Genomic DNA, 20,351 nt, shown 5'->3' on the forward strand with positions numbered 1-20,351 from the left:
TCACAAGTTGTTATACCAAATTAAATCATCTTAATGACGACTACCATACAGGCATCCGTCAACTGATCAACACATTGCCGATGATTGGTTGATCAAGCTCACATTCCCCGGATAAATGAGGCACACCAATTCAATTTGTTGTCATATAACTTTATACTGCCATTGTTAATTTATGGTTAATCAGGTGTATTAAATGAAAACTATTGCCTCAGCGCCACTGGCGGAAAATGTCATGATGCCGCAATACGACCGCCAGCAATTAAAAACGCGGATTGTGCATTTTGGTTTCGGTGCTTTTCACCGCGCCCATCAGGCGTTACTAACCGACAGGGTGCTGAATGCGCAGGGTGGTGACTGGGGTATTTGTGAGATCAGTCTGTTCAGCGGCGATCGACTGATGAGCCAACTGCGCGAACAGGATCATTTATTTACCGTGCTGGAAAAAGGGGCCAACGGTAACCAACCAATTGTTATCGGCGCCGTCAACGAATGTCTCAACGCCAGGCTGGATTCGCTGGCGGCCATTATCGAAAAATTCTGCGAACCTCAGGTGGCTATTGTCTCGCTAACCATCACAGAAAAAGGCTACTGCATCGATCCGGCGACAGGTTCGTTAGACCTCAGTAATCCACGTATTGCTCACGATCTGCAAACACCGACTGAACCGCACTCTGCCCCCGGAATTATTGTTGAAGCCCTACACCGCCGACGTGAACGCGGGCTACAGCCGTTTACCGTCCTCTCTTGCGATAACATCCCGGACAATGGTCATGTGGTAAAAAACGCCGTCCTTGGAATGGCGGAGAAACGTACACCAGAACTGGCAACCTGGATTCAGGAGCATGTCAGTTTCCCAGGCACCATGGTCGACCGCATTGTCCCTGCCGCCACTGAAGAGTCACTGGCCGAAATTGCCCGCGAGCTGGGGGTTGCCGATCCTTGCGCAATCAGCTGCGAACCGTTTATCCAGTGGGTGATTGAAGATAATTTTGTGTGTGGCCGCCCACAATGGGAAACGGCGGGCGTCCAGATGGTCGAAAATGTGTTGCCGTGGGAACAAATGAAACTGCGGATGCTGAACGGCAGTCATTCGTTTCTCGCTTATCTCGGCTATCTGGCCGGGTTCCAGCACATCAGCGACTGTATGCAGGACAGCGCATTTCGTGAAGCCGCTTACCGCCTGATGCTCAACGAACAGGCACCTACGCTGCAAATTACCGATGTTGATTTAGACCAGTATGCCCTAAGCCTGTTGGAGCGTTTTGCCAACCCAGCGTTGAAACATAAAACCTGGCAAATCGCGATGGACGGTAGCCAGAAATTACCCCAGCGCATGTTGGAAGGGATCCGCGTACATTTAGCCCGCCAAAGCGAGTGGCCACTGCTGGCGCTCGGCGTCGCAGGCTGGATGCGTTATGTGAGCGGCGTGGATGATTCAGGCACCGCTATTGATGTTCGTGACCCGTTGAGTGACAAAATTGCCGCTCTGGTTAAACAGAGCACAGAGTCAGAACGCGTCAACGCCCTGCTTTCGCTGCGCGAGATTTTCGCTACCGATCTCGTACAGAATCCGCAGTTTGTCGCGGCCATTCAGCAGGCCTGGCAACGCATTGCCCAATACGGTGCGCATCAGGCTGTCATTGAGACGTTAAAAAGTTAACGATTTCTGCCATTAAGCAGGACGAAGCGCCTCTTCGTCCTCTCACCCCTTCTCTTTTTCCCCGTTTTTCGCCAGGATTGTTAAATGCCATTACGGTAATTTATGATTCTGGAGTAAATGTGACTAAAACCAATCTCATCACTGGTTTTCTCGGCAGTGGCAAAACCACCTCTATTCTTCATTTGTTGGCAAACAAAGACCCTGCTGAGAAGTGGGCCGTGCTGGTTAATGAGTTTGGTGAAGTTGGCATTGATGGCGCGTTGCTGGCCGACAGCGGTGCGCTGCTAAAAGAGATCCCCGGCGGCTGTATGTGCTGTGTTAACGGTCTGCCAATGCAGGTTGGCCTCAATACGCTGCTGCGTCAGGGAAAACCCGACCGCCTGCTGATTGAACCCACCGGCCTCGGGCATCCCAAACAGATTCTGGATTTACTCACCGCACCGGTTTATGAGCCGTGGATCGATCTGCGCGCAACCCTCTGTATCCTTGATCCTCGCCTGTTACTGGATGAGAAAAGCGTCGCCAATGACAATTTCCGCGATCAGCTGGCCGCCGCTGATATCATTGTTGCCAACAAAACCGACCGTGCCACGACGGAAAGCGAAAACGCCCTACAAAGCTGGTGGCAACACTACGGTGGTAATCGCCAGTTAGTTCATGCCGACCATGGGCAAATTGACGGTCAGCTACTGGATTTGCCCCGACTAAACCTGGCGGAGCTTCCTGCAAGCGCGGAGCACGCCCATAGCCATGCCAACAAAAAGGGGCTGGCAGCGTTGAGCTTACCCGCACAGCAGCGTTGGCGTCGTAGCCTGAACAGCGGTCAGGGCCATCAGGCCTGCGGTTGGATTTTTGACGCCGATACAGTGTTCGATACCATCGGTCTGCTGGAATGGTCGCGTCTTGCTCCTGTTGGACGCGTGAAGGGGGTAATGCGTATTAAAGAAGGACTGGTACGCATTAACCGCCAGGGAGACGACTGGCATATAGAGACGCAAAACGTCGCGCCACCGGATAGCCGTATTGAACTCATCGCCGATACCGAGACTGACTGGAATGCGTTACAGAGCGCGTTGTTGAGACTTCGTTTAGACGCTAGCGCGTAAGGTTGCCTTCGTTTTTAGCAATGGTAAACGACGATGAAAACCCGATACCCTTTAATCCTCCTGCTTAATATTGCGGGTCTGGCACTGTTTCTGTCCTGGTATATTCCAGCCGGGCATGGGTTCTGGTCTTCACTCGATACGGGCGTCTTCCGCTTCTTTAATCATAAACTGGTGGAAAGCCCGCTGTTCTTATGGGTTGTTGCTATTACCAATAATCGGGCATTTGATGGCTGCTCATTGCTGGCTATGGGCGCATTGATGCTGCACTTTTGGCTCAAAGAGACGTCGGAAGGTCGCCGACGCATTGTGGCAATTGGTTTGGTTATGCTGTTCACCGCAGTGGTATTAAATCAGCTGGGCCAGGCGCTTATTCCCGTTAAACGCGCCAGCCCCACGCTTATGCTGGATAATATTTATCGCGTCAGCGAACTGCTGCATATTCCGACCAAAGATGCGTCGAAAGACAGTTTTCCTGGCGATCACGGCATGATGCTGCTTATTTTTTCCGCATTTATGCTGCGTTATTTCGGAAAAGTCGCAGGAATAATCGGCCTTATTATTGCTGTGGTTTTTGCCTTTCCGCGCGTAATGATTGGCGCTCATTGGCTCACTGATATCGTGGTTGGCTCCATGACGGTGGTCTTGATTGGCCTTCCCTGGTGGCTAATGACGCCATTAAGCGACCGATTAGTCACTCTGTTCGTGAATTATCTACCCGGCAAAAACAAACAATTTTTAAACAAATAACGCAGAGTAATTAACATCATCAGGGATACTTCTGATTCCCTGATGATGCCGGGCAATATTTCATCATTCTGATTGTCATTCTCCTGTCATCTTATTCATGTTTAAAATGAGTAGGTTGCGTATTTTTCGCCCTAACTGTTCTTAATTTAGACAATGCCGTTTATTCACTTTCTGTATCAATTTTTCTTATAAGAAATCACGTAAAATCACTCGCATTGACCGGAACGATCGGGTAATCTCGAACTCGTTTTGCCTCGCGGGATAATTATTCCCTTTCAGAATAAATTTGTGCGTTCTGCCACAGATTTGACCTTAAGGAATTGTCTCATCGTGCGATGGTAATTAGTCTCGTCACGTTTGGCATTTTTTATAACGATATTTATCGTTAAGGACTTCAAGGGAAAACAAACAAAATGGTCAAATCTCAACCGATTTTGAGATATATCTTGCGGGGCATACCCGCGATAGCAGTTGCGGTTCTGCTTTCTGCATGTAGCACAACGAACACCGCCAAGAATATGCATTCTGAGACGCATGCTGTGGGCAATGGAGATAACTCTTCACTGCAAGCCTCTCAGGATGAATTTGAAAATATGGTACGTAATATCGATGTTAAATCACGTATTATGGACCAGTATGCTGACTGGAAAGGCGTGCGTTACCGCCTTGGCGGCAGCACCAAAAAAGGTATTGATTGCTCAAGCTTCGTGCAGCGTACATTCCGCGAGCAATTTGGTTTAGAGCTTCCGCGCTCAACCTATGAACAACAGGAAACGGGAAAATCCGTTTCGCGCACTAATCTGCGCACAGGCGATCTGGTTCTGTTCCGTGCTGGTTCTACTGGCCGTCACGTCGGTATTTATATCGGTAACAACCAGTTTGTACATGCCTCGACCAGCAGTGGCGTTATCATTTCCAGCATGAACGAGCCTTACTGGAAAAAACGCTACAACGAAGCTCGCCGGGTTCTGAGCCGCAGTTAGTTTCGTTTGGCAGCTATCCCTTGGCTATCCTGATGAGACATTCCAAAAGCACTGCTTCGGCGGTGCTTTTTTGTTTCCCCCTGCGACTAAGAAAAATCTCACAACATGAGTCATTTCAGGTTATATTCATACAGAGTAAGCGGTTAAATCAGGTAAAATAAGGATCTATGTTCAGACGCTCTTCTTCATCCGGTCGGAAAATCCTGCTTTCCTGTATGTTAACGGGGCTTATCGTCGCAATACTCGTGAGTACCCTGCAGTTTTTCGTCACCTGGCATAAACGAGAAGTTAAGTACGACACGCTCCTTGCCGATATCCAGAATTACGTCAGCAGCTACTTTACCGACCTCAAAACCACCACCGATGCCCTTCAGCCGCTGGTTGCCAACAGTTGCCAACAAGTTGGCGCTAAACTGACCTCCAGTGCAGCCTTTAGCCTGAACGTTCGCGCTTTCTTACTGGTAAAAGACGGTATCGCTTTCTGCTCTTCCGCAACAGGTTCCATGTTCACTCCGATTTTAGATTTGATCCCGAACCTCGATATCAGCAGAAATATTGATGTGGAATTACTTCCCGGTACGCCCATGATGCCGGACAAACCAGCGATCATGATTTGGCACCGAAACGCGTCGTTCAACGATAGCGGCGTATTTACCTCACTGAATATCAATCTGGCACCTTATCTGCTCTATACCGCCCGGCAGGATGATTTTGACGGTATTGCAATTATCGTCGGTAATACCGCAATTTCGACATTCTCATCGCGAATCATCGATGTCTCCGCTCTTCCTCATACCTCCTGGCGGCAGGCCACTCTTGAAGGGATCCCGCTTAAAATTCGCTTATACGCACAAGAGTGGAGCTATACCGACGTCTGGTATTCTATTTTGTTGGGATGTATGGCCGGGATTATTGCCGCCCTTCTCCTCTGGTACTACATCTACAGCATCCGTTTACGCCCAGGCAAAGATATCCTCAACGCCATCAAGCATAACCAGTTTTATGTGGTGTACCAGCCCGTCGTAGAGATGCAAACGCTGGAAGTGAAAGGCGTCGAGGTCCTGTTACGTTGGAATCACCCAACAACGGGCGAGATCCCACCGGATGCCTTTATTCATTACGCTGAATCACAGAAAATGATTGTCCCGCTGACTCAGCATCTCTTTAAGTTGATCGCCCAGGATGCCCCGGCGCTGCAAAAAGTGTTACCCGCTGGCGCAAAATTGGGGATCAATATCGCGCCATCGCATCTGCATGGCGAGACATTTAAAGACGACATCCGGCACCTGCACGCTTCACTTCCCGCAAACTATTTTCAGATAGTGCTGGAAATCACTGAACGAGATATGCTCAATCAGCACGAGGCCACAAAGCTATTTGAATGGCTACATTCCGCAGGTTTTGAAATTGCGATTGATGATTTTGGCACCGGCCATAGCGCGCTTATTTATCTGGAACGCTTTACCGTTGACTACCTGAAAATCGATCGCGGATTTATTAACGCCATCGGGACGGAAACCCTGACCTCTCCGGTTCTGGACGCCGTGTTGACACTTTCTAAACGTCTTAATATGCTGACGGTTGCGGAAGGGGTAGAAACTCCTGAGCAAGCCCGTTGGCTGCGCGATCGTGGGGTGCATTTTTTCCAGGGATACTGGATTAGCCGACCATTAAAGCTTGCTGATTTTGTGCGTTGGATGGCACAGCCCAATAAGCCGACGTGGTGATCGCAGTATGCGATTCATATACTCTCACTCGCCGCTACATCCCTTATCTTTCAGGCATGATGCCCGTCGGGTTGTGGCAGGAAAAGGAAATCGCTTTTATATGATCCCTCGCGTACTGTTTCTGTTTATTACCCTCATCGGGTTTAGCGCCCAGGCGCAATCCATCAAAGAAAGCTATGCTTTTGCCGTACTGGGTGAACCGAAGTACGCATTTAACTTTAATCACTTCGATTATGTAAATCCCGCAGCCCCTAAAGGGGGTCAAATCACCCTGTCCGCCATTGGCACGTTTGACAACTTTAACCGCTATGCGATGCGCGGTAACCCTGGTGCACGTACCGAAACGCTTTACGATACGTTGTTTACGACCTCTGACGATGAACCTGGTAGCTATTACCCGCTCATTGCCGACAGCGCACGCTATGCTGACGACTATTCCTGGGTAGAAATTGCCATTAATCCACGAGCGCGTTTTCACGATGGCTCACCCATTACCGCCCGCGACGTCGCATTCACCTTCCACAAATTTATGACTGAAGGCGTGCCGCAGTTTCGTCTGGTCTACAAGGGAACAACGGTAAAAGCCATCGCGCCATTAACCGTACGCATTGAATTAGCCAAACCGGGTAAAGAGGACATGCTCAGCCTGTTTTCATTACCCGTGATGTCAGAGAAGTACTGGAAAGATCATAAGCTCAGCGATCCCTTATCATCGCCGCCGCTCGCCAGTGGCCCTTATCGCATTACGAAATGGAAGATGGGCCAGTATATTGTCTATTCGCGCGTCAAAGATTATTGGGCCGCTAATCTGCCAGTCAATCGTGGACGCTGGAACTTTGATACCATCCGCTACGACTACTATCTGGATGATAACGTCGCCTTTGAAGCGTTTAAGGCCGGTGCGTTTGATCTGCGTCTTGAAAATGATGCCAAAAACTGGGCGACGCGTTATACCGGGAAAAATTTCGCGAATCATTACATCATCAAAGATGAGCAAAAAAACGAGTCCGCGCAGGATACCCGCTGGCTGGCATTTAATATTCAGCGTCCGGTATTCAGCGACCGACGGGTACGGGAAGCCATCACGCTGGCTTTTGATTTTGAATGGATGAATAAAGCGCTGTTCTATAATGCCTGGAGCCGGACCAACAGCTATTTTCAGAATACCGAATATGCCGCGACAAAATACCCCGACGCAGATGAGCTGGTGATACTCGCGCCCTTGAAAAAAGATCTCCCCCCTGAGGTCTTTAGCCAAATCTATCAGCCGCCAAAATCAAAAGGCGATGGCTACGATCGCGACAACCTGTTGAAAGCCGATACCTTACTGGAGCAGGCCGGGTGGGTACTAAAGGGTCAGCAGCGGGTAAATAGCGCCAGCGGTAAACCTCTGAGCTTTGAACTGTTGCTCCCGGCGGGCAGCAACAGTCAATGGGTGCTGCCGTTCCAGCACAACCTGCAGCGCTTAGGTATTACCATGAATATCCGCCAGGTGGATAACTCACAAATCACGAACCGCCTGCGCAGTCGCGACTATGACATGATGCCGAGGTTGTATCGCGCGATGCCGTGGCCGAGTTCAGACCTGCAAATTCTGTGGGCCTCTCAATATATTGACTCCAGCTACAACGCCCCCGGCGTACAAAGCCCGGTGATTGATAAACTGATCGACCAAATCATCGCGGCACAAGGTGATAAAGCCAAATTGATCCCACTAGGCCGGGCACTGGACAGGGTATTAACCTGGAACTACTACATGTTGCCGATGTGGTTTATGGCAGAGGATCGCATTGCATGGTGGGATAAATTTTCACATCCTGCTATTCGCCCAATTTACACCATTGGCCTCGACAACTGGTGGTATGACGTCAACAAAGCGGCGAAACTGCCCGCTGCCAGACGACAGGGAGAATAAATGGGCGCGTATCTGATTCGACGTCTACTGCTGGTGATCCCAACGCTTTGGGCCATCATCACCATCAACTTTTTTATCGTGCAAATAGCCCCAGGCGGACCGGTTGAACAGGCCGTCGCCGCCATTGAGTTCGGGCAAAACGGGGCATTACCCGGCGCGGGTAGCGAAGGCGTTCGTGCCAGCCACGCGCAAACCGGCGTTGGTAACATCAGCGACAGTAATTATCGAGGCGGCCGGGGTCTGGACCCGGAAGTGATCGCCGAAATCACTCGCCGCTATGGGTTCGATAAGCCCATTCATGAGCGTTACTTCAAAATGCTCTGGGATTACATTCGTTTCGATTTCGGTGACAGCCTGTTTCGTAGCGCCTCGGTGCTGACGCTTATCAAAGACAGCCTGCCTGTTTCCGTCACGCTGGGGCTGTGGAGTACGCTCATCATCTATCTGGTGTCGATACCGCTTGGGATCCGCAAAGCGGTGCATAACGGCAGCCGGTTTGATGTCTGGAGCAGCGCATTTATTATTATCGGCTATGCCATACCGGCCTTTCTGTTTGCCATTTTGCTGATCGTCTTTTTTGCCGGGGGAAGCTACTACGACCTGTTCCCGCTTCGCGGGCTGGTATCCGCCAATTTTGACTCCCTGCCCTGGTATCAGAAAGTAACCGACTACCTTTGGCATATTACCCTGCCGGTGCTGGCGACGGTGGTTGGTGGGTTTGCCGCACTGACTATGCTGACCAAGAACTCATTTCTGGATGAGGTGCGCAAACAATATGTCGTCACCGCACGCGCTAAAGGGGTCAGCGAGAAAAATATTCTGTGGAAACATGTGTTTCGCAATGCCATGTTGCTGGTGATCGCCGGCTTCCCGGCAACGTTTATCAGCATGTTTTTTACCGGCTCACTGCTGATTGAAGTGATGTTTTCGCTTAACGGCCTGGGATTGCTGGGTTATGAATCCACCGTATCACGCGACTACCCGGTAATGTTTGGCACGCTTTATATCTTCACCCTGATCGGTCTGCTGCTGAATATCCTCAGCGACATCAGCTATACGCTGGTCGATCCTCGTATTGATTTTGAGGGACGCTAATGTCGCGATTAAGCCCCGTCAATCAGGCCCGCTGGGCGCGCTTTCGCCACAATCGTCGCGGCTACTGGTCGCTGTGGATTTTTCTGGTGCTGTTCGGTCTTAGCCTGTGTTCAGAACTGATTGCCAATGATAAGCCGCTACTGGTGCGCTACGACAATAGCTGGTATTTCCCCCTGTTCAAAAACTACAGTGAAAGCGACTTCGGCGGACCGCTGGCGACTCAGGCTGATTATCAGGACCCGTGGCTACAACAGCGCCTGGAAAACCAGGGCTGGATCCTGTGGGCACCAATACGCTTTGGGGCCACCAGCATTAACTTTGCCACCGATAAGCCCTTCCCTTCCCCGCCTTCCGCACAAAACTGGCTGGGAACAGACGCCAACGGCGGTGATGTACTGGCGCGCATCCTCTACGGCACACGTATTTCTGTCTTGTTTGGTCTAATGCTCACCCTCTGTTCGAGCGTGATGGGCATTATGGCTGGCGCAATTCAGGGCTATTATGGCGGCAAGGTGGACCTGTGGGGGCAACGATTCATTGAAGTTTGGTCAGGAATGCCAACGCTGTTTCTCATCATTCTATTGTCGAGCGTGGTCCAGCCTAACTTCTGGTGGCTGCTGGGCATTACTGTGCTGTTTGGCTGGATGAGCCTGGTTGGCGTGGTGCGCGCGGAATTTTTACGTACCCGAAACTTTGATTACATTCGAGCCGCTCAAGCGCTAGGCGTAAGCGATCGCAGTATTATTCTGCGTCATATGCTGCCCAACGCGATGGTCGCGGCCCTGACTTTTTTACCGTTTATTTTATGCGCCTCGATAACTACTCTGACCTCACTGGATTTTCTTGGGTTCGGTTTACCGCTTGGCTCGCCATCACTGGGAGAACTCCTGTTACAGGGTAAAAACAACCTGCAGGCACCGTGGCTTGGCATCACCGCGTTCATCTCCGTTGCCCTGCTACTATCACTACTGATCTTTATTGGTGAAGCGGTACGCGATGCGTTTGATCCCAACAAGGCGATTTAAAATGACACAACCTCTGTTAGCCATTGAAAATTTATCGGTAGGTTTTCGTCAACAAGAGACCGTGCGCACCGTAGTCAATGCCCTCTCACTACGGGTTGATGCCGGACAAACGCTAGCGCTGGTGGGCGAGTCTGGCTCGGGGAAAAGCGTGACCGCGCTTTCTATCCTACGGTTGTTACCGTCCCCTCCGGTAGTTTACCCTTCCGGGGACATCCGTTTTCATGGTGAATCATTACTTCACGCCAACGAGCAGACGCTTCGCGGCGTACGGGGGAATAAAATCGCCATGATTTTCCAGGAGCCGATGGTGTCACTGAACCCGCTCCACAATCTGGAAAAACAGCTTTATGAAGTGCTGTCGCTGCATAGGGGAATGCGTCGGGAGGCGGCGCGGGCAGAAATCCTGACCTGCCTGGATCGCGTAGGCATCCGTCAGGCAGCCAAACGTCTCGCAGATTACCCGCACCAACTGTCCGGCGGTGAACGCCAGCGCGTGATGATCGCCATGGCGTTGCTAACACGACCGGAGCTGCTTATTGCCGATGAACCGACTACCGCGCTGGACGTTTCCGTCCAGGCACAGATCCTGCAACTGCTGAGGGAACTACAGCGCGAACTGAACATGGGATTACTGTTCATCACCCACAACCTGAGCATTGTGAAAAAACTGGCCGATACCGTGGCGGTCATGCAAAACGGCCAGTGCGTTGAGCAAAATAGAGCAGCACAGTTGCTCACTGCGCCAACGCATCCCTACACGAAGAAATTGTTAAACAGCGAACCTTCCGGCGACCCGGTACTTTTGCCTGTCGGGCAAGCTCCGTTGCTGGAAGTGGAAAAACTCCGCGTCGCCTTTCCTATCCGCAAAGGTATCCTGAAACGCGTGGTGGACCACAACGTCGTCGTTAACGACGTCAGTTTTTCCCTCCGGCCCGGTGAAACGCTGGGGCTGGTGGGAGAGTCAGGCTCAGGAAAAAGCACTACCGGACTGGCGCTTCTGCGGTTAATCACCTCGCAGGGAAGCATTGTGTTCGATGGTCTGGCACTGCATACCTTAAATCGACGCCAGCTGTTGCCGGTCCGTCACCGTATTCAGGTGGTATTTCAGGATCCCAACTCCTCGCTAAACCCACGCCTGAGCGTGCTACAGATTATCGAGGAGGGGTTGCGCGTTCATCAGCCTACCCTGTCAGCCGAACAACGCGAGGCACAGGTGAAAGCGGTAATGGCGGAAGTGGGATTGGATAGCGAAACGCGACATCGTTATCCTGCGGAGTTTTCTGGTGGGCAACGCCAACGCATTGCTATTGCGAGAGCATTGATTCTCAAACCTTCCCTGATCATTCTGGATGAACCAACATCGTCGCTCGACAGGACCGTACAGGCGCAAATCCTGACGTTGTTAAAATCCTTACAGGAAAAGCATCGGCTGGCTTATATTTTTATCAGCCATGATTTGCACGTAGTACGCGCGTTATGCCATCAGGTTATTGTGCTACGTCAGGGAGAGGTCGTGGAGCAAGGGCAATGCGAGCACGTCTTTAACGCACCACAGCAGGCCTATACACGTCAGCTGCTCGCGCTAAGCTGACGCTCAAAAAGGATTGTTGTTTGAAAACGGTTCTGCGATAGCCACGCCGAAGTTTTTCAGTCTGCAGGTCGCGGCAAATTCGTCCTGGCGATTCACAAACAGGCACGGCTCCCCTTCACATTCCAGTACGGAACAAGGAACCTCGATATCACTGAGGGCCTGGCTGAGCTTATGCATGACTGACCACGCGCTGTCACCATCAGGACTGAGCAATTTGAGTGCCACCAGGCTGTTCTCATTACTCTGACCGTTTTGCGGAATCGGTTCAACTTTCGAACCTGCGAAACCCACCGACCAACGATAGCTCTGCGGCAGACGATGAACGATTGAGAGTTGTAATGTCATCACTTTCTTTCCCTGGAAGCACAATCACTTCACAATTATTTTACATCAATATTAACACATCATTGACAATACGTCTTTAAACAGTTGGTAAACGTTTACATCCAGTACTTATGCTGCTTACAGAACCCAGTAATTAAATTTATTCAACGGTTCTGGCATATTTCCGGGCTATATGTACTCGTTTCTGCGATCTAACTCAACCTTTTTAACTACAATGATGTGACTTTTTACATAAATTGATTTTACATAAAATAAACATAAGCGGGGGAAATGATAGATTTGCGGTTGATGTACATCAACTCTGGAGACCTTATGGCCCCCAGGTTGTGTAATAGATCACCGTTTTTGAGCGCGACTGGCGTAAAGATAGAAGAGAATTGAGCAGGTAGCGCAAAATGCGATCGACCATATCATTGGCCAGGCCGAGTTAAAGGTCGCCAGAGACAACAGGGCCCCGACAATGGCGCCAATACCAAAGCGGAATGTCCCAGCCAGCGATGACGCCGTTCCCGCCATATGCGGAAATTCATCCAGAATAACCGCCATGGCGTTTGATGACACCATCGATACACAGCCAACAAACGCCGCAACGCCAACGACCAGAGCCCAGAACCCCAGCCCAAACAGTGCGCTAAAGACCATCCATCCCGCCATCACGAACTGGATCCACAGACCGGTACGGAACATATTCAATGCCCCAACCCGACGCACAAAGCGACTGTTGATGATAGTCATCACGAACAGGAATACGATGTTCAGTGCGAAGTAATAACCGAAATGCTGCGGTGAAACGTGGTTGATCTCAATGTAAACAAAGGGTCCGGCGCTCAGAAACGAGAACATCCCGGCAAAGCTGAACCCACTGGCCAGCATATAGCTCAGCACTCGTTTATGACGAAACAGCGAGGCAAAGTTGCCAATAGTGGTACGCAGGCGAAACGGCTGGCGACGCTCTACAGGCAGGGTCTCTTTGATCAGCGTAAAGATCATCACCGACGCCAGAACAGCCGCCATGGCGAGGATCCAAAAGATATAGTGCCAGCTCAGCCATACCAGCACCCAACCACCCACGATAGGTGCCAGTAATGGCGCTATCGTGGTGACCAACATGACGAATGACATCATGCGCGAGAACTCTTCCTTTGGATAGATATCGCGCATCAGGGCGTTGATTACCACGCTCGCCGCCGCAGCAGCCAGACCGTGGAAGAAACGCATCACGATCAGTTGATCGATAGTTTGCGCCAGGGCGCAGGCCACTGCCGCCGCCGCAAACACCAGCGTTCCGCCCAGAATCACCGGCTTGCGCCCAATGCTGTCAGCCATTGGGCCATAGAGCAACTGCCCCACTGCAAACCCCAGAATATAGGTACTGAGGGTCATCTGCGCGCTACCCGCAGGCACACCAAACTGTTCTGAGATAACAGGTAGCGCCGGAAGATACATATCAATCGACAACGGCATCAGCATGGCTAACAAGCCAAGGATAAAGACTATGGCAATTGACGAGTTCTGCCGGGTGGTCACATTTAGCTCCTGAAATTAACGCGGGGTTAAGTTAACGCTGGCGATTTCTTCTTCGGTCAATGGACGGTATTCACCCGGCTCCAGATCGTCATCAAGCCTGATGTCACCAATTCGTTCACGGTGCAGTTCCACAACGTGGTTACCCAGCGCGGCAAACATACGTTTTACCTGATGATAGCGCCCTTCGCTGATGGTCAATCGCACCTGAGTTGGCGTAATGACCTCCAGAACAGCCGGTTTGGTCAGGTCTTTTTCATTATGCAACTGTACGCCATGGGCAAACTGCTCGGCGGTATCGTCTGCCACTGGCGACTCCAGCGTCACCAGATAGGTTTTCTCACAATGGTGACGAGGAGAGGTGATACGATGCGACCACTGTCCGTCATCGGTCATCAGTACCAGTCCGGTGGTGTCGATATCCAGACGCCCTGCCGCATGCAGTTTGTAGGCAACCGGTTCATCAAGGAAATAGAGCACCGTCGGATGATCCGGGTCATCCGTTGAGCAAACATAACCCTGAGGCTTATTCAGCATAAAATAGCGCGGGCCATTTTGTTGAACCAGGGAATTACCGTCATATTCGACGTCGTGTTCTGGTAGCAGCTTAAAGGCACTGTTTTTAACGATTTCACCGTCGACGGTAACGCGGTTAGCACGGATCTCACGCCCGGCAATAGCGCGGCTGACGCCGAGTTGCTGAGCGATAAATTTATCAAGTCGCATGAGTGTGATTTTTGCCTGTAAAAATACGAGAAGCGGGTTTACGCCCGAAAAGTGGGACTATTATCCGCCCAGTATAGCGGTGTTACACCATCCCTCAAGGGAAATGATTCATGGCATACTATACATTGTTGCTGTTTACCTTAATGAGCTCATGATTTTTACTCTTCGCCCGTACCAAAAAGAAGCCGTGGACGCCACGCTCAACCATTTTCGCCACCACCGCACCCCGGCGGTTATCGTCCTGCCAACCGGCGCGGGCAAAAGTCTGGTGATTGCTGAACTGGCCCGCGTGGCACGTGGTCGCGTACTGGTACTGGCGCACGTCAAAGAACTGGTCGCACAAAACCATGCCAAATATTGTGCGCTGGGGCTTGAAGCCGATATTTTTGCCGCAGGCCTGAAGCGTAAAGAGAGCCACGGGAAAGTAGTCTTTGGCAGCGTACAGTCGGTAGCGCGTAATCTGGAGGCCTTTCAGGGTGAATTCTCCCTGCTGATCGTCGATGAATGCCACCGTATTGGCGATGATGAAGAGAGTCAGTATCAGCAAATCCTCACTCACCTGACTAAAGTAAATCCCCACTTACGTCTGCTCGGGCTTACTGCCACACCTTTTCGTTTGGGTAAGGGCTGGATTTATCATTTTCATTATCATGGTATGGTGCGCGGCGATGAAAAAGCGCTGTTTCGCGACTGCATTTATGAATTACCGCTGCGCTACATGATTAAACACGGCTACCTGACGCCGCCAGAACGCCTCGACATGCCGGTCGTGCAGTATGACTTTAGTCGCCTGCAGGCGCAGAGTAACGGCCTGTTTAGCGAAGCGGATCTGAATCAGGAGCTGAAAAAGCAGCAACGAATAACGCCACATATCATCAGCCAGATTATCGAGTTTGCCCAAACCCGCAAAGGGGTGATGATTTTCGCCGCCACCGTTGAGCACGCCAAAGAAATTCAGGGCCTGCTGCCCGCTGACGACGCCGCGCTAATCACTGGAGATACGCCAGGCGCTGAGCGCGACGTGCTGATTGAAGAGTTCAAAGCCCAGCGTTTTCGCTATCTGGTGAATGTATCGGTCCTGACCACCGGCTTCGATGCACCGCACGTCGACCTTATCGCCATTCTGCGCCCAACAGAGTCAGTTAGCCTTTACCAACAAATTGTTGGTCGTGGGTTGCGCCTTGCACCGGGTAAAACCGACTGTCTGATCCTCGATTACGCCGGCAACCCGCACGATCTGTACGCACCGGAAGTGGGTGCTCCGAAAGGGAAAAGCGACAACGTTCCGGTACAGGTGTTCTGTCCTGCCTGCGGATTTGCAAACACCTTCTGGGGCAAAACCACGGCAGACGGCACGCTGATTGAACATTTTGGCCGCCGCTGCCAGGGATGGTTTGAAGATGATGACGGCCATCGCGAACAGTGCGATTTTCGTTTCCGTTTTAAAAACTGCCCACAGTGCAACGCGGAAAATGACATCGCCGCCCGCCGTTGTCGCGAGTGCGACACGGTGCTGGTTGACCCGGATGACATGCTGAAAGCCGCGCTCAGGCTCAAAGATGCGCTGGTCCTGCGCTGTAGCGGTATGGTGTTACAAAACGGGCAGGATGATAAAGGCGAATGGCTGAAAATCACCTATTACGATGAAGATGGCGCTGACGTCAGCGAACGCTTTCGCCTGCACACTCCCGCGCAGCGTACGGCCTTCGAACAACTGTTTATTCGCCCGCACACCCGAACACCCGGTATACCCTTACGCTGGATAACCGCCGCCGATATCCTCAATCAGCAGGCGTTGTTACGGCATCCTGATTTCGTGGTGGCGCGCATGAAAGGTCAGTACTGGCAGGTCCGTGAAAAGGTCTTCGATTATGAAGGACGCTTTCGTCGGGCACATGAATTACGCGGTTAATCGTACTTTTGATTGATGTACCAGCCGTTTGAGTATAGAATCTCGCCCGCTTTTGCATACGCAAAGCAGATCACTTACCTGTTGCTGGGTCGCCTGTAGCAGGAATTATTAAAGAGAGATTTAAATGTTTACTATCAACGCTGAAGTACGTAAAGAGCAGGGTAAGGGTGCGAGCCGCCGCCTGCGTGCCGCTAACAAGTTCCCGGCAATCATCTACGGTGGCGCAGAAGCCCCGATTGCTATCGAACTGGATCACGATGCAGTTATGAACATGCAAGCTAAAGCTGAATTCTACAGCGAAGTTCTGACCATCGTTGTTGACGGTAAAGAAGTTAAAGTTAAAGCTCAGGCTGTACAGCGTCACCCGTTCAAGCCGAAGCTGACTCACATCGACTTCGTTCGCGCGTAATCGCAAACAAGTTGAAGAAAAACCCCGCCAAGGCGGGGTTTTTTTATGGGATTTTGTCATCGATACTGATGGTTCTCGTCGACCGGATAAGGCGTTAACGCTCTCACCCGGCACACGGTTTTATTTCCCGCCAGACGTGCGGCGCTGCAGCTGGTCGCGCAGGTTCGGCGGCGTACCTTTGATGGTCAAGGTGTCCGTCGCCGGATCCCAGAAAATACGTTCACCCAGTAACATAGCGTCGAAGTTAATGGTTAACCCACCGCCGCTGCCGGCAAATTTGGTTAACTGACGCAGCGTACTGCGATCCGCAGGGAAGCTCTCTTCCAGCTCGTAGCCTTTATCAGCGGTAAATTCGCTGAAGCTGACTTCACTGACGCCGGAAAGCTCTTTAGACAGCGACTCCAGTTCGATCTCTTCACCAGCCTGCAGCTGCTCGTTACAGTAGCTGTACACCTGCTGACGCACGTTCTGGCGTTCGGCTTTATCGAGTTGAGCCTCATTGGTAAAGTCATCGAGCGCCTGCAGCAGGCCACGGTTTTGTGCTTTGGCGTTCAGACCTTCGCTGGCACCGAGGAAATCCATAAAGAAATCGGCGACTTTGCGCCCTACCCGCCCTTTCAGGAACGTCAGATAGCGTGTGGACTCCTGATTGGTTTCCCACTCGGTTAAATCAATACGCGCCACGATGTCCGCATGATTGATATCCAGATAGTGCGTCGGGTTGATATCCAGATTTTCATTGACGCGCATGCTGCTTAAATTGTTCAGCACGGCGACCAGCAGATACTCTACCGCCAGATAGCGGTAATGGCAGAACAGGACAATGCCGCCGTCGGCAAAAGGATATTTCGCCAGCTCGTCCCGCAAGCGTCCGGTCGCGGCACGACTAAATGCCAGAAAATCCTCTTCGCCCTGACGCTGTAAACGCAGCGTTTGCGCCAGTTCACTCTCTTCGCTAAACAGGCCATAGGCTTTATTCTTGGCGCTATACACCCGATGCAACTCAGCCATCATATCGACAACCGTCGCTGTCGGTTCCAGTAATGAATCGCGCAAGACCAGCTCAAGGTTCTGCTCGTCACGTTTGATAAGCTGGTGCAGGGCAATCTGGTTGATATCCAGACTCATGATAAACTCTCCTTTTAGACCGGGCGGTATTCAACCACCTGCCGGGCAGTGACGCAATAGAAGATAAAAAAGCAGAAAAAAAACTGTCTGTACGGTAATATGTTGCCCTTTCATGAACAGACTGATTTCGATTTATGCCACAAATTTCCCGCTATAGTGACGAACACGTTGAACAACTGCTGAATGAGATGCTCAACGTACTGGAAAAACATAAGGCGCCGACCGACCTTTCCCTGATGGTTCTGGGAAACATGGTGACTAACCTTATCAATACAAGCATCGCACCGGCCCAGCGCCAGGCGATTGCCAACTCTTTTGCCCGCGCATTGCAGTCTTCGGTAAACGACGACCAAGCGCATTAAGAGCCTGCTCCGGGGAAACGAACAATAGTTTATGGTAACTCATCGTCAGCGCTACCGTGAGAAAGTCTCCCAGATGGTTAGCTGGGGGCACTGGTTTGCCTTGTTCAACATTCTGTTGGCCATGGTTCTCGGTAGCCGTTACCTGTTTGTCGCCGACTGGCCGACAACCCTTGCAGGTCGTGTATATTCCTACCTGAGCGTTGTCGGGCATTTTAGCTTTCTGGTGTTTGCCACCTATCTGCTAATCCTGTTTCCCCTGACGTTTATCGTCATGTCCCAGAGGCTGATGCGATTCTTATCAGCTATTCTGGCGACAGCTGGCATGACGCTGTTGTTAATCGACAGCGAAGTTTTCACCCGCTTCCACCTGCACCTTAACCCGATAGTCTGGGAACTGGTCATTAATCCTGACCAGAACGAAGCGGCGCGTGACTGGCAACTGTTGTTTATCAGCGTGCCGGTTATCCTGTTAATAGAAATGTTGTTTGCGACCTGGAGCTGGCAAAAGCTGCGCAGCCTGACGCGTCGTCGCCATTTCGCAAAACCGTTAGCGGCATTCTTCTTCGTTTCTTTTATCGCCTCGCATGTGGTGTATATCTGGGCAGATGCCAATTTCTATCGCCCGATTACCATGCAGCGCGCAAACCTGCCGCTCTCCTACCCGATGACGGCGCGTAAGTTTCTGGAAAAACATGGCCTGCTGGATGCGCAAGAGTATCAGCGTCGCCTGATCGAACAGGGTAATCCGGAAGCGGTTTCCGTGCAGTACCCGCTCAGCGAACTGCACTATCGCGATCTGGGCACCGGCCAGAACGTTCTGCTGATCACCGTAGACGGCCTGAACTACTCACGCTTTGAAAAACAGATGCCTGCGCTGGCTGAGTTCGCCGGGCAGAATATCTCCTTTACACGTCACATGAGCTCAGGCAACACCACGGATAACGGGATCTTTGGCCTGTTCTATGGTGTATCGCCAAGCTACATGGACGGCATTTTGTCGACCCGAACGCCTGCGGCGCTGATCTCTGCACTGAACCAGCAAGGGTATCAGTTAGGACTATTCTCCTCGGATGGCTTTACCAGCCCGCTTTATCGCCAGGCGCTGCTGTCAGACTTCTCCATGCCGAGCGTGCAAACACAATCTGATGAGCAAACCGCAAGCCAATGGATTAACTGGCTGGGACGCTACGCGCAGGAAGATAATCGCTGGTTCTCCTGGGTCTCCTTTAACGGGACAAACCTTGATGACAGTAACCAGAAGAACTTTGCCAAACGCTACGCCAGCGCCGCTCAGGATGTGGATGCCAATATTAACCGTGTTCTTAGCGCCCTGCGCGACTCGGGTAAACTGGACAACACGGTGGTGATTATCACCGCTGGCCGCGGTGTGCCACTGACTCAGGAAGAGAACAACTTTGCCTGGTCGCGCGGTCATCTGCAGGTTCCTCTGGTGATTCACTGGCCGGGAACACCTGCCCAGCGTATCAATAGCCTGACCGATCATACAGACCTGATGACGACGCTGATGCAGCGCCTGCTGCATGTCAGCACGCCGGCTAACGAATACTCGCAGGGGCAGGATTTGTTCAATGCTACACGTCGCCATTACTGGGTGACCGCCGCTGACGGCAGCACGATGGCAGTGACTACGCCAGAGATGACGCTGGTGCTGAACAACAACGGAAATTATCAGACCTATGATTTACGTGGCGAGAAAATAAAAGATCAGAAACCGCAGCTCAGCCTGCTGCTACAGGTTCTGACGGATGAGAAACGATTTATTGCTAACTGATTAATTATAAATCAGTTAGTGAGGCATCCTCTTGCATTCGTAGCGGAAAGCAGTAGTATTAGCAGCCATAGCGTCGGCACGTAGCGCAGCCTGGTAGCGCACCGTCATGGGGTGTCGGGGGTCGGAGGTTCAAATCCTCTCGTGCCGACCAAAAATCCCTAAAAAAACCAACCCTTGCGGTTGGTTTTTTTTATGTCCGCGATTCCGCATTCCTGAGTTTTACAGCAGCCTTCAGCACAGGTTTTGCTACTTACCCATGCACAAATTGGGGTAAAATTCATCCTCTCATCAGCGCGATGAATCT

17 protein-coding genes and 1 tRNA gene are annotated in these 20,351 nt (G+C 51.4%); 14 read left to right on the forward strand and 4 right to left on the reverse strand.

Going from position 1 to position 20,351, the window contains the following annotated elements; genetic code table 11:
- The first annotated feature begins 193 nt into the window (after positions 1-193).
- The 9 genes from OGY04_RS20130 (at position 194) to yejF (ending at position 11,849) form a co-directional block, all read left to right on the forward strand.
- Positions 194-1,660, forward strand: coding sequence for a mannitol dehydrogenase family protein (locus OGY04_RS20130; protein WP_286585951.1), 1,467 nt, complete (start codon positions 194-196; stop codon positions 1,658-1,660).
- Between the two features lie 119 nt (positions 1,661-1,779).
- Entirely contained in the window at positions 1,780-2,766 is a 987-nt protein-coding gene (locus OGY04_RS20135; RefSeq protein ID WP_003834563.1) for a CobW family GTP-binding protein, read from the forward strand.
- Between the two features lie 33 nt (positions 2,767-2,799).
- Complete coding sequence (locus OGY04_RS20140; RefSeq protein WP_191215549.1) at positions 2,800-3,513, forward strand: phosphatase PAP2 family protein; 714 nt, start codon at positions 2,800-2,802, stop codon at positions 3,511-3,513.
- A 413-nt stretch (positions 3,514-3,926) separates the two neighbouring features.
- Positions 3,927-4,496 (forward strand): bifunctional murein DD-endopeptidase/murein LD-carboxypeptidase, encoded by a 570-nt coding sequence (gene mepS / locus OGY04_RS20145; protein WP_003834567.1) that lies wholly within the window; start codon positions 3,927-3,929, stop codon positions 4,494-4,496.
- 167 nt (positions 4,497-4,663) lie between these two features.
- Complete coding sequence (locus OGY04_RS20150; RefSeq protein ID WP_008785287.1) at positions 4,664-6,223, forward strand: cyclic di-GMP phosphodiesterase; 1,560 nt, start codon at positions 4,664-4,666, stop codon at positions 6,221-6,223.
- A 100-nt stretch (positions 6,224-6,323) separates the two neighbouring features.
- The gene (locus OGY04_RS20155) at positions 6,324-8,138 is read left to right on the forward strand and encodes an extracellular solute-binding protein (protein ID WP_286585952.1); all 1,815 of its coding nucleotides are present in this window, start codon (positions 6,324-6,326) and stop codon (positions 8,136-8,138) included.
- The gene (locus tag OGY04_RS20160; protein WP_286585953.1) at positions 8,139-9,233 is read left to right on the forward strand and encodes a microcin C ABC transporter permease YejB; all 1,095 of its coding nucleotides are present in this window, start codon (positions 8,139-8,141) and stop codon (positions 9,231-9,233) included.
- Positions 9,233-10,258, forward strand: coding sequence for an ABC transporter permease (locus tag OGY04_RS20165; RefSeq protein WP_003834577.1), 1,026 nt, complete (start codon positions 9,233-9,235; stop codon positions 10,256-10,258). The genes OGY04_RS20160 and OGY04_RS20165 overlap by 1 nt, the downstream gene beginning before the upstream one ends.
- Position 10,259: 1 nt before the next feature.
- Positions 10,260-11,849 (forward strand): microcin C ABC transporter ATP-binding protein YejF, encoded by a 1,590-nt coding sequence (yejF, locus tag OGY04_RS20170; RefSeq protein ID WP_191238282.1) that lies wholly within the window; start codon positions 10,260-10,262, stop codon positions 11,847-11,849.
- 3 nt (positions 11,850-11,852) lie between these two features.
- Here yejF and OGY04_RS20175 read toward each other — a convergent pair whose 3' ends face one another.
- The 3 genes from OGY04_RS20175 to rsuA form a co-directional block, all read right to left on the reverse strand.
- A complete protein-coding gene (locus tag OGY04_RS20175) occupies positions 11,853-12,197 on the reverse strand; it encodes a YejG family protein (RefSeq protein ID WP_085951589.1) in 345 nt (114 codons plus the stop codon).
- Positions 12,198-12,530: 333 nt separating this feature from the next.
- Entirely contained in the window at positions 12,531-13,721 is a 1,191-nt protein-coding gene (locus OGY04_RS20180) for a Bcr/CflA family multidrug efflux MFS transporter (protein ID WP_003834584.1), read from the reverse strand.
- Positions 13,722-13,736: 15 nt separating this feature from the next.
- Positions 13,737-14,444 carry a 16S rRNA pseudouridine(516) synthase RsuA gene (gene rsuA / locus OGY04_RS20185; RefSeq protein ID WP_286585954.1) on the reverse strand — a complete coding sequence of 236 codons (708 nt, stop codon included), beginning with the start codon at positions 14,442-14,444 and terminating at the stop codon, positions 13,737-13,739.
- 151 nt (positions 14,445-14,595) lie between these two features.
- On the opposite strand from rsuA, the gene radD reads away from it, so the two are divergent.
- Together radD and rplY are read left to right on the forward strand one after the other, a co-directional pair.
- Positions 14,596-16,356, forward strand: coding sequence for a DNA repair helicase RadD (radD, locus tag OGY04_RS20190; protein WP_008785292.1), 1,761 nt, complete (start codon positions 14,596-14,598; stop codon positions 16,354-16,356).
- 124 nt (positions 16,357-16,480) lie between these two features.
- Entirely contained in the window at positions 16,481-16,765 is a 285-nt protein-coding gene (gene rplY, locus OGY04_RS20195; protein ID WP_043016994.1) for a 50S ribosomal protein L25, read from the forward strand.
- Positions 16,766-16,885: 120 nt separating this feature from the next.
- Here rplY and yejK read toward each other — a convergent pair whose 3' ends face one another.
- A complete protein-coding gene (yejK, locus tag OGY04_RS20200; RefSeq protein ID WP_286585955.1) occupies positions 16,886-17,893 on the reverse strand; it encodes a nucleoid-associated protein YejK in 1,008 nt (335 codons plus the stop codon).
- A 134-nt stretch (positions 17,894-18,027) separates the two neighbouring features.
- Between yejK and OGY04_RS20205 the strand changes: the two genes are divergently transcribed.
- The 3 genes from OGY04_RS20205 (at position 18,028) to OGY04_RS20215 (ending at position 20,198) form a co-directional block, all read left to right on the forward strand.
- Positions 18,028-18,255 carry a YejL family protein gene (locus OGY04_RS20205; RefSeq protein WP_003027506.1) on the forward strand — a complete coding sequence of 76 codons (228 nt, stop codon included), beginning with the start codon at positions 18,028-18,030 and terminating at the stop codon, positions 18,253-18,255.
- Between the two features lie 31 nt (positions 18,256-18,286).
- Positions 18,287-20,047 (forward strand): LPS biosynthesis-modulating metalloenzyme YejM, encoded by a 1,761-nt coding sequence (yejM, locus tag OGY04_RS20210; protein ID WP_057066518.1) that lies wholly within the window; start codon positions 18,287-18,289, stop codon positions 20,045-20,047.
- Between the two features lie 74 nt (positions 20,048-20,121).
- Positions 20,122-20,198, forward strand: a tRNA-Pro gene (locus OGY04_RS20215).
- Positions 20,199-20,351 lie beyond the last annotated feature (153 nt).

Source organism: Citrobacter sp. Cpo091 (assembly GCF_030332645.1).
Classification (GTDB): Bacteria; Pseudomonadota; Gammaproteobacteria; order Enterobacterales; family Enterobacteriaceae; genus Citrobacter; species Citrobacter portucalensis.

Bases quoted from the DNA above. Each gene is read 5' to 3' on its own strand.
- yejM (WP_057066518.1), top strand. From the start codon at position 18,287: ATGGTAACTCATCGTCAGCGCTACCGTGAGAAAGTCTCCCAGATGGTT.
- OGY04_RS20140 (WP_191215549.1), top strand. From the start codon at position 2,800: ATGAAAACCCGATACCCTTTAATCCTCCTGCTTAATATTGCGGGTCTG.
- OGY04_RS20130 (WP_286585951.1), top strand. From the start codon at position 194: ATGAAAACTATTGCCTCAGCGCCACTGGCGGAAAATGTCATGATGCCG.
- yejF (WP_191238282.1), top strand. From the start codon at position 10,260: ATGACACAACCTCTGTTAGCCATTGAAAATTTATCGGTAGGTTTTCGT.
- radD (WP_008785292.1), top strand. From the start codon at position 14,596: ATGATTTTTACTCTTCGCCCGTACCAAAAAGAAGCCGTGGACGCCACG.
- OGY04_RS20150 (WP_008785287.1), top strand. From the start codon at position 4,664: ATGTTCAGACGCTCTTCTTCATCCGGTCGGAAAATCCTGCTTTCCTGT.
- mepS (WP_003834567.1), top strand. From the start codon at position 3,927: ATGGTCAAATCTCAACCGATTTTGAGATATATCTTGCGGGGCATACCC.
- OGY04_RS20205 (WP_003027506.1), top strand. From the start codon at position 18,028: ATGCCACAAATTTCCCGCTATAGTGACGAACACGTTGAACAACTGCTG.
- OGY04_RS20155 (WP_286585952.1), top strand. From the start codon at position 6,324: ATGATCCCTCGCGTACTGTTTCTGTTTATTACCCTCATCGGGTTTAGC.
- rsuA (WP_286585954.1), bottom strand. From the start codon at position 14,444: ATGCGACTTGATAAATTTATCGCTCAGCAACTCGGCGTCAGCCGCGCT.
- OGY04_RS20160 (WP_286585953.1), top strand. From the start codon at position 8,139: ATGGGCGCGTATCTGATTCGACGTCTACTGCTGGTGATCCCAACGCTT.
- rplY (WP_043016994.1), top strand. From the start codon at position 16,481: ATGTTTACTATCAACGCTGAAGTACGTAAAGAGCAGGGTAAGGGTGCG.
- yejK (WP_286585955.1), bottom strand. From the start codon at position 17,893: ATGAGTCTGGATATCAACCAGATTGCCCTGCACCAGCTTATCAAACGT.
- OGY04_RS20165 (WP_003834577.1), top strand. From the start codon at position 9,233: ATGTCGCGATTAAGCCCCGTCAATCAGGCCCGCTGGGCGCGCTTTCGC.